This window comes from Muribaculum sp. NM65_B17 (assembly GCF_004793735.1).
Taxonomy (GTDB): domain Bacteria; phylum Bacteroidota; class Bacteroidia; order Bacteroidales; family Muribaculaceae; genus Muribaculum; species Muribaculum gordoncarteri.
Genome location: NZ_SRYY01000012.1, coordinates 1 through 12,905 on the forward strand (window position 1 = coordinate 1; position 12,905 = coordinate 12,905).

Here is a 12,905-nt window from a genome sequence, read left to right on the forward strand (position 1 = left end):
CCTTAGTAACTACTTCCTATTTTTATTTTTGCCCAAAACGTTTAGGACAATATTGCAAAAAATATGTTAAACATAGGTGAAATATTTTGAACGTATGTGGAAAAATGCGTACATTTGTATGTGTGTTTTTCATAGTATTAGATTAAGATAAAGGTTTAAACGGAAAGAGATGTCGTGAGACATCTCTTTCTTATTTTATACAATCAGTTGATTTTGTAGCAGTAACATATTTTCACTTAATAAGAATTACGGGCTACTTCATCTTGGTTCTCTATTGGAAATAAGGCGTGACAGCGAAACCTTCCAGCGTGTATTCGATATTTGGGCCTATCTTCGCAACAAAGGGCAACCGTATCATCGTAATCAATGCGTCTACCTAATATGTTTCATTGAGTAAAGTGATAAATCGATTACATAGTCAAAATTGGGCGACCTCGCGATGAAGTGGTTTCGCTCATTTTGCAAAAATTTCGGCTGTTAAAAGGCGGCAATGTGAACTGAAATAGTTTACCTTATTTTAAACTACAAAAAAGTGAATGTATGAAAATCATCTTCACACATTATGGTTATCTTTGTAATCGTATAAAGTTGTGAATTATGGCTGACTCGACATTACGCAAATATATCTGGCTTATTAATACCATTCTTGATGCCGGTAAATTGACCTTTAGGGAGATCAGTGAAAAATGGGACAACTCTTCCCTGAACTATAAGGGTGTGGAATTGTCAAAGCGCACATTCCATAATCATAGGATGGCTATTCTTACGGAACTGGGGGTTGATATTCAATGCACTTCCAAGAGAGAAAACAGTCAGTATTATATCGCCAATCAGGATGAAATAGAGAAGAATGATGTTCTGAACTGGCTTACCGACAGTATGGCTGCTGAGCAGTTGCTCCTTGAAAACAAGTCAATAGCCAATAAAATTGTTCTCGAACCGATTCCCGGAGGACGCGAATGGCTGACATTGCTTTCGCAGGCGTTGAGGGACAATGTGAGAATAGTCTTCCAATATACCTCGTTTCATTCCTCGACGAAAAACGACACCAATAGAACGTTGGAGCCACTGTGCCTCAAATTGTTCAAGAGAAGGTGGTATGTGCTTGGTCAAACCATTGATAGCGGCAAGCGGCTGATTTTCGCGCTTGACCGAATTACGAATCTTGAACTTACCACAGAACGATTTGAGTACCCGGAGGATTTTTCGGCGAAGGATTTCTTTACAAATTTCTATGGGATCTGTTCCGATGAATGTTCCCGGCTCACACGGGTGATTTTGAAATGTTACCGAGAATTTCCCAAGTATATGAGGTCGCTGCCACTGCATCATTCACAGGAGGAACTGGAAAATGGAGAGGATTTCACCACGTTCGGCTTCTATATGTCGCCGGCATATGATTTTATTCAGGAGATTTTAAGCCACGGCAATGATATAGAGGTGCTTGCTCCTGTTTGGCTGCGCAATTTAATAAAAGAAAAGGCTGAGGCTTTGACCGCTTTGTACAAATAGATTCAGCAATTTTTGAAAATCGTTTTCATATATGAAACGATTTTTCACATGTCCTCCATATTTTTGCGTCATAAACAAGAAAAGAGGACATTGAAAACATCGGTCGTATCTTTGCAACCTGTCTGCTGCATCCGGCAGACTTCGTCCTGATTTACATCAAGACGCCACCCAATGTCAGTTACTCGGCATCGGCCCTGCACGCTGTTCACTCCAGTTGTGCATGCTTCATCACCTTCGCTACGCTCTCGGTGATGTGAAATGCACTCCCTCGTTCACAGCGCACATTGCCGAAGCCTCGACCATCCTGCGAACACGAAAGGAAGACCGATGTTTTCTTTGTTCTCGCAAAATGATTGAAATATGCGAGCCCAAATTGCAGACTATCTCAAGGACTTAACCATCGGTAATCGCAAGGAATTATTTGAAGTACTGAATTTTATATCACCGCTTGTCGACTGCTGGAGCTTGGCCGAGCCAAAATCAGGCAGGCAGATAATGCGGTATGCGTCAGCCAATGCGAGAAAATCCGCTTATGTTGAGTTTTCAATCCCCAAAAAATCAGGTGGACAGCGCAAAATCAGCGCTCCGATAAAACCGCTAAAGACTATCCAGTCGGCAATAAACATTCTCATACAATCTATATTCGTGCCCGACAACCATGCCACCGGCTTTGTATTAGATAGAAGTGTCAAGGATAATGCATTGATACACGTGGGTCAAACCTGCATATTTAATACGGATCTTGAAAATTTCTTTACGAGCATAACTAAAATTATGGTTCGCAGGGCGCTTCACAGGGAACTTGGTGACAAATTGCAAAGCAAAGAGGTCATCAATATTATATGCAGACTATGTACCGTTCCTAATAGTTCGGGTATCGAAGTACTTCCGCAGGGTGCTCCGACATCGCCGGTATTGTCTAATATTGTGCTGAAAAGCTTTGATAAATATATGTCAAAGCTCGCCGAACGAATGGGGTGTAACTATTCCCGCTATGCTGATGATATAACATTCAGCCACAGCAAATCAATTCGCAGAATGAGCCTGTTCTGGCAATCAAGGATTTACAACATCATAGCGGGATATGGATTAAAAGTGAACGAGAAGAAAACAAAGACATTAGTCAGTGGCACACGCCAAGAAGTTACCGGAGTCATTGTAGGCGATAAGATCAATGTTCCACGCTCCTACATAAAACATCTGCGAGTGCTTTTGCACTTGTGGGAGAAATATGGTTATACACAGGCTCAGATTATCTTCACCCGGGATTTCTGCAAGGGTAAGGAAAAGAACCTTGTCAATGTAATAGACGGTAAAATAAACTATCTTGAAATGATCAAAGGCAAAGAAGACTCGACTTATCGAAAGCTGAAAAGCCGGTTCAACTGCCTTCAGTGGAAAGAAAAACAAAAGTCAAACCAAATGCAAAAAGCAATATGAACATCATTTATTTACATGGACTCGCCTCATCGGGACAGTCCAACACTGCAAAAAAGCTTCGAGAACTGCTTCCTGACGACAATGTTGTCACTCCCGACATTCCTGTCAGCCCAATTGAGGCTCTTCAATTGTTGCTGAGCCTTGCCGGAGAGTATAGGACTGACGACACAATCGTAGTCGGTACATCCATGGGTGCCATGTATGCGTGTCAGATGAAAGGTTATCGCAGAATCCTTGTCAATCCGGCATTTCACGTATCAGGCCTTCTTAAGGAGAACAAGGGCAAACAGCTCCAGTTCTTCTCAAAAAGAGAGGATGGTCATGAATCCTTTGAGGTCACAGAGTCTTTAATCCGTGAATTTGAAGAGATGGAGGCAAATCTCTTTTATGTCGATGACATGAATCCGGAGGGGGTAATCGGACTCTTTGGCGGGGCTGACGAGGTATGCGACTGTAGGGACGAGTATCGCGAACATTATTCTTATTGGTCAACATTTCCGGGTGGCCATCGCCTTAACGAGGATGTGATTAAGAACATCATTATTCCGGTAATCAATTGGATGAGGCGCCTGGACCACACTTCAGGCAGGATTTTTCCGCTTGGTTCGATTCACTTATGAATGGAAAGCCCAAATATGAAATAGAAAAGGAGTATGTGTCGCTAAGTTATATCGTGACAAGGCTTTCCATATCCTTTGGAAATGGCTCGATCATAACATGAAAAGTTGGTGGGATTGAAAAATTTTAATCATGTATCGCGGTTTGATACAGCATGAGCATAATTTTGCAGTGTAACATTAAAATCATAACAATATGGAATCAATAACAAACAATGAATTTTTGAATTCGGTACTTGAGTCCGAAGCATGGAAAGAGGTGTCAAGCCGTGAATCATTCAGCATGGAAATGATTGAAAAGTTTGCCGACAAACTCGATTGGGAAGAAATCAGTGGCAATCAGAGTATTCTTTGGACAGTCGACGGCATATCAAAATATGCCAATAAAATTCATTGGGACGACTTTTCCAACTCATGTCCCGACAACATAATAACAGAAACAACTCTAAACAAATTTTCCGGCAAATGGGACTGGAAATGCCTTTCCAACCGCGATGTGCTCTACAATAACTGGAGTCTGCTTGAAAAGTTTGCCGACAAAGTGAACTGGGGCGAAATAATTACCAATTGGAACATAGAGAAGCCGGTAGAGTTCTTCGCTCGCTTCCAGCAATACATACCGATGTCCAAGCTGCAGGATTCCTCTTTATGGCGAGCCATGGTGGAGGCCCGCTCTAAAAAGATTATGCAAGAAGCAATAGGCATCAATTAATGCTATCGGGCTAAGTCTATGGAAGTTAATGTCTAACTCACAGACTATAAGGATTAACGGTCGGGAAGTGTTGCGTGAACTTCCCGACCTTCTTGTGTCCCATTGCGGCTAATCCTTATGTCACGGCATGGCATTGTGACGCTCTAATGCACTGAACTTCTTCCTCCGAAAATTTTTGTCCGCAGCTAATTATTGTCTTGGGCATCTCTAAACTTATTAGTAAATTTGCATTAGAAGCCAATTAGTTGAATATGAAAATCGTTAAACTCAATAGGATAAAGACTGTGCTTGCCGAAATTGACAAGCAAGGAAAGTGGTTGGTTCAACAACTTGGCAAAGGCCCAGCAACGGTTTCCAAATGGTGTACCAACGCCATTCAGCCTGACTTGAAAACACTTGTCGAGATGGCCGAAATTCTTAATATAAACATCCGAGAATTGATCGTTAATACCAAATAAGCCCATGGCCAGTCATTTCACTTCCCCTCTTCTATACTTTGAAGATTTGAAAAGTAGTATAATTTGGGGGAATCATGACCTTTGAATCTGAAATTAGCTTTATAAATAGATTTTTTAGATAATGATAACGTAGTAAGAACAACAGCAAATAATATGGAACCAATAAGTGACGAACAAAAGTTGGAATTTGCGAATAGCTCATTTCCCGGCAAAACAGTAAACCTTGGCAACGGTGATTGGTGGTTTATTCAAGCTGGTAACATATTAGGAGATAATCTTCACTATGAGTACTGGGATGGACAAGTGAGCCTTCATATTGAAGGCCCAAATTGGCGCCCATTGCGCAATTATTTATGGAGAGAAGTATCAGATTTTCGAGTTGTTTCAAAAGAGTGGGGGCGTCAAGGTTGCTGCTGGACATTACAAACAACCCCCTCTTCATGGGAGGAGATTCAAGAAGCTTTTTTGGAACTTAATCGCATAATGCTGCCTCACATCCTTGATTTTGAGGCTGAACAAGGTTTTGACAAGATATATGAATGTGAAGAAATGGATGTTTCCGCCCATAAGATCAAAATAGACGATCTGCTACATTCTGAAAATCTTCATATCCCGGAGTACCAACGACCATACAGATGGACGACAAAAAATGTTGAACAACTACTTCAAGATGTAAACATCGCAAGGATATCAGGTAAATTGGATTATTTGATTGGAAGTGTCATACTCCATAGATATATAAGTAACAAAAATGTATGTATAAACGATATTGTTGACGGCCAACAGCGTATTACTACAATAGTGTTAATAATCAAAGCCTTGGACATGTGTGTGGAGATTCCGCCACTTACCTATGGACATTCCGACTCTTATAGGCATATACAAGAAAATTTTAAGTTTATACAAGAATGGTTTGATTTTAACTTATCGGGCTCGGAGCGCAAGGATTTTGGTAATTATTTGTTGACTAATTGTCGTGTAGTCCGTATATCCGTGAAACGTTTGCCGGAAGCATTTCAACTATTTGAAACCCAAAATGGTCGAGGTAAAGAGTTAGAAGCCTATAATCTCCTAAAAGCCTACCATATCAGGGCTATGGCGGATGCACCCAAGAAGGATAAAATCGAATGCGATGTAAGATGGGAGGATGCCGCATTATTCATAGACATGGACGGCGCTCGAAAAGATTTGTTGCGTCAAGTGATTAATGAACATTTGTTCCGTATTAGAAAGTGGTCGAGAGAAGGATACGCATCGACATTCAGTAAGCATGAAATTGGAGAGTTCAAGGGGCTTACGCTCGGCCGCGATAACAATCTGGAATATGCGTACCAGAATATCCTTGTCCAACAACAAATTGCGTTAAGTTTCATGCAATCCATGAACAGTGGATTGTTCAAAGTGAGATACCGTTTTGAACATGGTGACCCCGACAACATCTCTCCCTTTGCATCCATTAATCAGTTGTTGGTAAATGGCCGCCCATTTTTCGAATATATAGAAACCTATGTGGAAATTTACAAACGCCTATTCTTGAACAGCAATTCATCGCAGTTATACCGCTTCAAAGATTTCTATCATGAGTACTGTAAGTATAGAGGAAGCAGGCGAAAGGGCGACACTTACATACGCCAAGTATATAAATCGGCCATAATCCTAATATTTGACCGCTTCGGTGAGAAAGGAGTGGATTCCCTTTTCGAGGCTGTGTACGCCTGCCTATATCGCATAAGATTGGAAAAACAAAAGATTTTTCTAAACACAATGTGCGGCAAAGGCGAATCGGGATGGCTTTTTACAGCAATACAAAATGCTAAGAATCTATCCGATTTCTCCGTCATAAAAAGTCGTGCTGAAGAATTTAAACGGAACCTGAGAGTGAATTTTGAAGTGGATGAGGTTAAATCATTCTTTAAAAATAAGTAAGCTATGAGTAAGGTAGAACAGCTGAACAGAACCATAGAAGAAGTATGGAGAGAGCGCTATGTTGTGCCATTGTATCAGCGCAATTTCGCATGGACTGAGGACCAGATAGGACAATTGCTGCAGGACCTATATGATCACTCTCCTAACGGTTATCTCGGAAAAGGCGAGTGCGATAACTACTATCTTGGAAGCCTTGTGCTGTTGCAACGTAGGGATGGCATATGGGAAGTTATAGACGGTCAGCAACGCCTCACGGCCTTACATATAATATGCCGTTATCTTGGTATTCTTTCCTCGCCGCGCATTACATATGATTCTCGACCTTCTGTTGAACGTTTTTTAGACGGTCTTTTTAATTCCCTTTCATGGGACACCTTCAAGAGTGAATGCCAAAGGAGGATAGACGGCAAAATCGCCCGATTGACAGAATCACTTGATATTGTCGAAAGCTATGAAATACAGACCGGCGAGATAAAATCCTCTATCACATTGAAAGGTATGTCGGATGGCGAAAAGGCTCTTCTTTCTGAGTATATACGCAACAAAGTAATATTGGTGTGCACACCTCTGCCTGAAGATACGGATGTGGCAGCATATTTCGAAATAATGAACAACCGCGGAGAACAGTTGCAAGCACATGAGGTTATAAAGGCATTGTTGATGTCCGATCTTGGCACAAGTCAGCGTTATATTTTTTCAACAGTATGGGACGCCTGTTCCCAAATGGACATACCAATCCAAAAGACTCTCTCCAAATTGAGAAATAAGGGCTTGTTTGGGGAACAATTCGATGGTCTTAATCTTGAAATTATTGACAATGTAGATTTTGTGGGCAGCTCAATCAAGAACGAGTATACGATTGACAGGATTCTTGACAGTGGGTTCACGTATGACAATCATGACGCAGAGGACATGAAGGAGGAAACGGACACAGATCTGAAGTCGATTATCGATTTCCCCAATTTCCTTATGCATGCCATGCGTCTGTATGCCGAGGCTGAAAAGAAGATGGTTAATGCAGTTCCGCTGAATGCAGACAAAATGCCCGTGACGAAATCGGAATTTATTTCAGATTCAATGGACTTTATTAAAGCATTGTTAAGAATCAGAGTGCTTTTTGACCGGTATGTAGTGAAAATTCAAGGCGATGCTGATGACGAAGAAAATGACCTAAAGTGGCGTCTGCAACGTCCCTCAAAATATGAATATAACAAGAACGGCAATACATATTTTCGAGTAGGACTGGTTAACACTTTCTCCAACGGTACTTCCACGGATAATGACGAACGAGAAGATATCAACAATCGAATTGTTAAATTGGAGTCTATGCTTCAAGTTACTTTCAAGACTCCAAAATACAAAGAATGGCTTTATTCAGTACTCATGTGGATGTACAAAGAAACGAAGGATAACATAAACATTGAGCACGATTCATTACTCCGGGTTATTGAACAATGGTCTTTGAATTATTATGAGATGTTACAGAAAAAATGGGACAGTGAAAGTAGACCCCTCCTTGCTGCCGGCACTGATACCCCTCGTTTTTTGCTTAATTTCATTGATTATCTTTATTGGCTTGCATCAAAGCAAGAAAAGTCTATTGTGCGTTTTGCAAATAAGATAAGCGATTTCCAATTCAGATACTATAATTCTGTGGAACATCATCTTCCTCAGTCTTACAAAAACACCGATGTAGATATGGATTCAATAGGTAATCTGTGCCTTATAAGCCGACATAAAAACTCAAGCCTGAACGATAAAGGTCCCGAGGAGAAGGCAAAGATTGAAGAAGGGTTACAGCCCAAACGATTGATAATGTATCGTATTACAAGAGCCAAACAACATTGGGGTAAAGTTGAAATTGAAGAACATCAAAAAGACATAGAAGATCTTCTTGATCAAATTTATAATTTACTCTCAGTCTGAATTCATATACAATATAAACCATCATTTGATGAGGTCGCTTTTGCCACGACCTTGTCATAATGGTCTATATCTGTTATAGATTCGACTAACATTTAAAATTGTCCGAGTTTAGTTTCGGATGTAATCTCAACCTCATCGTATGGTATAATAACTACTGCACCTCTACGAACCATACGATTGTAAAATGACTCGACCATTTCTGTCAAACGCAATTTATATCCAAGTTTCTCACACACTAAGAATATATCACTTATCAACTTTAGTCCAATATCTTGCCGTCGTAAATCTCGAGGCAAAAGAATATTCGTCATATATACGATCTTTTGATTTCTGAATGGCAGTAATCTGACAACGCCGTTGCTTTTAAGTTCTATTTCACGTTTGTTGCAAAATAGGAAAGGTTCTTTTATGGCACCCTCGTTGTCAACCTGCCGTAGTGATAATGTATATTTTTCTTTGAAGTCGTAGATTATTTTCTCCAGATATTTATGAATAAACCATTCTTGCGGAAATGATTCGGCCGGATATAGCATATCTTCATTAATATCAAAAACGAAATGATCGCCATTATCAAAAACAAAACAACGGCAAGGATTACCATTGTCTATAATATCAGAAACAAATCCACCATTGATTCGTGTACCAAGAAATTCATCGTCAATGGGCGCAAATTGTGGGTTGGCGGCATTAAATTCAATTGCTTTATTGAAACGTTCGATTACATTCATTTCGTTACCTTTTTTGCAAAGGTACTAAGTTTTTGTGAGGTATAGGTAATAATTATATTACGGTGACATTGCTATATCGTCTTTCACTTTTGCCATTTTTGAGCCTTCGCTTATGGGTGTAGAAAGGTAGCCCAAAAATGACTTGCGGAGATGCTTCTATTTGTACACTCAATAGTGAACTTATCGACACAATGCCACGTAATCTACAAGTGTTTTGTCGTTAGTCGGAATCGTGGATTTTTCTTGAACGTTCGTCCTTCTACACTACCTATATTTTATCCGTTACATTGTTATATAATTCGACTACGTATCTGCCGATTTTAAGACCACAAAATCGGGCGCTAATGATTGTGACATCCATTCAATCAGTTGACGGGTGTCACAGGGTGTTGATGGGAGTCGGGATTTAGTTTTGACTTTCTTTGCCATAGATAGTTATTCCCGAAACATATCATCTGTAAACTCTTCGGTAATTTCATAGAGTTCTTTCAAGGCCGCAGGAAGTCTGTTCCCGAGTATCATTGCACCAATCACAATTCCTATGCCGGCTTTAATCAAACCATGGCGAGGCGGCCCGATGAATGTGGCGATTCCGCCGAAGACACCCATAAGCATGGCATATTTCATAAGCCGAAGATAGACAGTGGCAATGCGCTTTTTCATAGTTCTCTACCTGACATAATGAATGACAATCTGATTATATCATCAGATAGTGTATTATCAAAATTAACGCCCCAGATTACATCGATTGACTCCGGTAGACCGGACATCATATTATTAAATGGAGCCATATCATCCATCGTTATAGCAGATAACTTCTCACGATTGAAATATAAAAGAGCAGAAATAAATTCAATTTTATCTACGGTGACATTCTCCATTTTTCTCTGCATGTTAATGACTCCATCCTCAATGCTTTTACCATCAGCGACCAAAGTTTTGAAAAAACGGCGGTTATGTAATGTCGTGCATAGATCATTAAAGTCATAGCATATATAGCCCATTGTCGCTAAAGGAGCAAGCAATATTTTTATTACTTCCGGAAAGGTTCCGCTATCTGTATCTATCGCAATAGTATCGTAACAAGAGATGTCGGCACCATTGACCAATCCTATGGTCAGTACGCCTGCATCATGATAGGTCTTGGCTATCGCATTGGCGAGTTCTTCGTTATCGCGTGCTACGATGATTGCCATTTTATCATCGTCCATGGGGATACAATCATCGGTAGACTTTGCGACAAGGCAGCCTACGCAGTCATAACCGAAAGATTTTACTTTTTCGATTATGTCTGTTACGCCATTGCCAACTCCTATTACTTTGAAACTCATAGGAAACGGTTGTTGAAAATTTTCAAGAATACCTGAATCAGTCCTTTTTGTCATCATTAATTGGTGTTTTAGATATGATTATAAATTGGAGAGCAATGTCAGCTTTGGCCTCATTGTCAACTCCGTTGATAAATGTAATAGGCGTTTTTTTATCAAATGATTGAATCATTTACCTAAGGTGGTGTTCTTCTTCGATCGCCAAGGGAGTCGCATCCGATGTATAAGCAACTATTAGCAACTCCTCTCGCCAGCACCTTCAAATTCTATCAGACAGATAGTATCAAACGCTTCCTTATAGCTTGCTACACTTTTTATCGAACGGCAGGTGCGATGTGTATTACGCAATGCATTGAGAACATTATCGAATCCTACGTAGAGGAACAATTCTTTTACTGTCATGTGTGTGATTAATTGGGTCGTAGTTGATTATAGTTACTCTGCAAAGTTATACTCCTGTTGTATCGGATTTGGTGACAGAATTTAATTTTGTTCTCCGCGTACTACCATAACATTGAGTCTGCACACACTGCATCGTCAGACATTTCTATATAGTTCATACATTTCCGAAATCCAACCTTTCATCGTCTTGCGGAGTGATGCCGGACTTATAACCTCAATCATCGAGCCGACTTGTAGAAGTTTCATAACGAAATCATAAGTCGGAGCGAGAAACAGCTCAAAGTCGGCATATTCGCCGTAGTCCTCGATTTCGCGCTGGCTGGAATGTAATGGCAACGAGCGGAGATAATGTTTATGGTCTTCGTTTGCGCGAATCACTATCCGTTCGGGCTTTGTTCCGTCGCCTATGACGACTCCAAAATATGTGGCGAAGAATTCGGCTGCGTCAAAATTTTTCGGAAGCTTGAATGTCGCGTCTGTGGCTCGCGTTTCTTCCAGCCGGTCAAGCCCGTAGATTTTAATCTCGCCACGATTGTTGCGGCCGAGCACATACCAACGGTTTTCAAACAATTTGACACAATATGGCTCGATTGTGAATGTATAGCTGTGCGATCGTTTGAACGGACGGTAGGCGATTTCCACAATACGGTTCTCCTTCATAGCTTCAAGGATTGTGGTAAGATGGTCGCGTCCCGAAGGTATCTCATCAACAAGGATGCGCCCCTTCAGCGAGAGATTCTCTCCGATGGCATTGCCGACGGCAAACGAGTCGAGCATCCACTTTTTGAGCTTGTCCTCGTCGATATCCTCCGGGTTGGCTATATAGTAGAGGTATCCGCCAACTTTCTGACAGTCAATCATAATTCCGAATTGCTCGTATATCGCATCACGCCAGCGGTTGAATGTGGCACGGTGAAGCGGCCTGCAGTCGCTCAGATCCTTGCAGCGTTCCCATTTGTTGGACAAATCCTTGTGGGAAATCTTCCCGGCGCGACGGATTGTGTCGATCAACCAGGTGTATTTTTGCAGTTGGTTCATATTTGTTTAAGTTTTCTTTGTCATGGCAAAGCGCCAAGGGGGTTATTCATCGCAAAGATAATCAAAACATGTCGCATTTAGCGATACATCCTCATTGAGCTGTATGAATTGAGGTCAGAATTTCCTCTTCATCAACCGATTCTTCAGTGAAAATATTAATATCATCATTAAAGCAATAAGGATCTTGCCAAGATACAACTTCGCTGACCGTTAATTGGCCGTCATCATCGGGGATGATATAATATGTTTCATATTCATCGTAGTCGAGCTGCATATACAGAGAAATAGAATTTGTGCCAAGAGTCAGTTCTACTCCCAATATGGCAAACCATTCATCTTTTTCTTTGGCAAACTCCTCCAGTGAAGTATAGGACTTCACCATCAAATTTAGAAAGGAATGACGTTTGCGCATCATGGCATACCTTTCTTCCCGGGACATATCTATCAAATTCATGATTTGTAAAGTTTTGTGGGTTTATGATTTATGTCGAAAAGTTAGACAACCGCTACGCAACCATTCTGCACATATAATGTCTGACTTTTCTTCGACAAAAGTAAAGTAGGCATGGCGCATTTTGCGATACAGGAATATAAGTATCGCAAAAATTGGATTGTATCACAAATTGAGACACTTGTCGTCTATATTTGCATTGAAATTATGAAAGAGAGATATAGAAATGAAATAGAATGGTGGTTTGTCGAGCTTGGTTCAGAAAGTGAAATTGACAAGAGTCTTGTGCTGTTTCCGGAGCTTAACAGCCGGTTGCCGAAATTTGCTATCGGTATTCATTAAAGTTCTCACAAACTTAAAATTGAAG

General features: G+C 40.6%; 13 protein-coding genes. 8 read left to right on the top strand and 5 right to left on the bottom strand.

Annotation, left to right across the window (positions count from 1 at the left end; genetic code table 11):
- Window positions 1–597: 597 nt before the first annotated feature.
- The 7 genes from E5354_RS12565 to E5354_RS12595 all read left to right on the top strand — a co-directional run bounded on the left by E5354_RS12565 (window position 598) and on the right by E5354_RS12595 (window position 8,591).
- The gene (locus tag E5354_RS12565; RefSeq protein ID WP_135947683.1) at window positions 598–1,512 is read left to right on the top strand and encodes a helix-turn-helix transcriptional regulator; all 915 of its coding nucleotides are present in this window, start codon (window positions 598–600) and stop codon (window positions 1,510–1,512) included.
- A 360-nt stretch (window positions 1,513–1,872) separates the two neighbouring features.
- Window positions 1,873–2,952 carry a reverse transcriptase family protein gene (locus E5354_RS12570; protein ID WP_135947684.1) on the top strand — a complete coding sequence of 360 codons (1,080 nt, stop codon included), beginning with the start codon at window positions 1,873–1,875 and terminating at the stop codon, window positions 2,950–2,952.
- Window positions 2,907–3,572 (top strand): YqiA/YcfP family alpha/beta fold hydrolase, encoded by a 666-nt coding sequence (locus E5354_RS12575; RefSeq protein ID WP_135947685.1) that lies wholly within the window; start codon window positions 2,907–2,909, stop codon window positions 3,570–3,572. Before E5354_RS12570 ends, E5354_RS12575 begins: the two co-directional genes overlap by 46 nt.
- 193 nt (window positions 3,573–3,765) lie before the next feature.
- A complete protein-coding gene (locus E5354_RS12580; protein WP_135947686.1) occupies window positions 3,766–4,281 on the top strand; it encodes a hypothetical protein in 516 nt (171 codons plus the stop codon).
- 251 nt (window positions 4,282–4,532) lie between these two features.
- The gene (locus tag E5354_RS12585; RefSeq protein ID WP_123395373.1) at window positions 4,533–4,739 is read left to right on the top strand and encodes a helix-turn-helix domain-containing protein; all 207 of its coding nucleotides are present in this window, start codon (window positions 4,533–4,535) and stop codon (window positions 4,737–4,739) included.
- A gap of 153 nt (window positions 4,740–4,892) precedes the next feature.
- A complete protein-coding gene (locus E5354_RS12590) occupies window positions 4,893–6,665 on the top strand; it encodes a DUF262 domain-containing protein (RefSeq protein ID WP_135947687.1) in 1,773 nt (590 codons plus the stop codon).
- Window positions 6,666–6,668: 3 nt separating this feature from the next.
- Window positions 6,669–8,591, top strand: a complete 1,923-nt coding sequence (locus E5354_RS12595) for a DUF262 domain-containing protein (RefSeq protein WP_135947688.1) — start codon at window positions 6,669–6,671, stop codon at window positions 8,589–8,591.
- Window positions 8,592–8,683: 92 nt separating this feature from the next.
- Here E5354_RS12595 and E5354_RS12600 read toward each other — a convergent pair whose 3' ends face one another.
- From E5354_RS12600 to E5354_RS12620, 5 genes are all read right to left on the bottom strand, one after another.
- The gene (locus E5354_RS12600; protein ID WP_123395376.1) at window positions 8,684–9,319 is read right to left on the bottom strand and encodes a hypothetical protein; all 636 of its coding nucleotides are present in this window, start codon (window positions 9,317–9,319) and stop codon (window positions 8,684–8,686) included.
- A gap of 435 nt (window positions 9,320–9,754) precedes the next feature.
- Window positions 9,755–9,982 carry a hypothetical protein gene (locus E5354_RS12605; protein WP_135947689.1) on the bottom strand — a complete coding sequence of 76 codons (228 nt, stop codon included), beginning with the start codon at window positions 9,980–9,982 and terminating at the stop codon, window positions 9,755–9,757.
- Entirely contained in the window at window positions 9,979–10,707 is a 729-nt protein-coding gene (locus tag E5354_RS12610) for a hypothetical protein (protein ID WP_135947690.1), read from the bottom strand. Before E5354_RS12610 ends, E5354_RS12605 begins: the two co-directional genes overlap by 4 nt.
- A 477-nt stretch (window positions 10,708–11,184) precedes the next feature.
- On the bottom strand, window positions 11,185–12,087 hold the full coding sequence (locus E5354_RS12615) for a helix-turn-helix transcriptional regulator (protein ID WP_123395379.1): 903 nt from the start codon (window positions 12,085–12,087) through the stop codon (window positions 11,185–11,187).
- A gap of 91 nt (window positions 12,088–12,178) precedes the next feature.
- Window positions 12,179–12,541, bottom strand: a complete 363-nt coding sequence (locus E5354_RS12620) for a hypothetical protein (RefSeq protein WP_135947691.1) — start codon at window positions 12,539–12,541, stop codon at window positions 12,179–12,181.
- Between the two features lie 204 nt (window positions 12,542–12,745).
- Between E5354_RS12620 and E5354_RS14420 the strand changes: the two genes are divergently transcribed.
- On the top strand, window positions 12,746–12,880 hold the full coding sequence (locus E5354_RS14420; protein WP_262712758.1) for a hypothetical protein: 135 nt from the start codon (window positions 12,746–12,748) through the stop codon (window positions 12,878–12,880).
- Window positions 12,881–12,905: the final 25 nt, after the last annotated feature.

What these genes read in the sequence shown, in the direction of transcription:
- E5354_RS12610 (WP_135947690.1), bottom strand. Translation starts at nt 10,707, where the DNA reads ATGATGACAAAAAGGACTGATTCAGGTATTCTTGAAAATTTTCAACAA.
- E5354_RS12565 (WP_135947683.1), top strand. Translation starts at nt 598, where the DNA reads ATGGCTGACTCGACATTACGCAAATATATCTGGCTTATTAATACCATT.
- E5354_RS12585 (WP_123395373.1), top strand. Translation starts at nt 4,533, where the DNA reads ATGAAAATCGTTAAACTCAATAGGATAAAGACTGTGCTTGCCGAAATT.
- E5354_RS12615 (WP_123395379.1), bottom strand. Translation starts at nt 12,087, where the DNA reads ATGAACCAACTGCAAAAATACACCTGGTTGATCGACACAATCCGTCGC.
- E5354_RS14420 (WP_262712758.1), top strand. Translation starts at nt 12,746, where the DNA reads ATGAAAGAGAGATATAGAAATGAAATAGAATGGTGGTTTGTCGAGCTT.
- E5354_RS12620 (WP_135947691.1), bottom strand. Translation starts at nt 12,541, where the DNA reads ATGAATTTGATAGATATGTCCCGGGAAGAAAGGTATGCCATGATGCGC.
- E5354_RS12605 (WP_135947689.1), bottom strand. Translation starts at nt 9,982, where the DNA reads ATGAAAAAGCGCATTGCCACTGTCTATCTTCGGCTTATGAAATATGCC.
- E5354_RS12580 (WP_135947686.1), top strand. Translation starts at nt 3,766, where the DNA reads ATGGAATCAATAACAAACAATGAATTTTTGAATTCGGTACTTGAGTCC.
- E5354_RS12595 (WP_135947688.1), top strand. Translation starts at nt 6,669, where the DNA reads ATGAGTAAGGTAGAACAGCTGAACAGAACCATAGAAGAAGTATGGAGA.
- E5354_RS12600 (WP_123395376.1), bottom strand. Translation starts at nt 9,319, where the DNA reads ATGAATGTAATCGAACGTTTCAATAAAGCAATTGAATTTAATGCCGCC.
- E5354_RS12590 (WP_135947687.1), top strand. Translation starts at nt 4,893, where the DNA reads ATGGAACCAATAAGTGACGAACAAAAGTTGGAATTTGCGAATAGCTCA.
- E5354_RS12570 (WP_135947684.1), top strand. Translation starts at nt 1,873, where the DNA reads ATGCGAGCCCAAATTGCAGACTATCTCAAGGACTTAACCATCGGTAAT.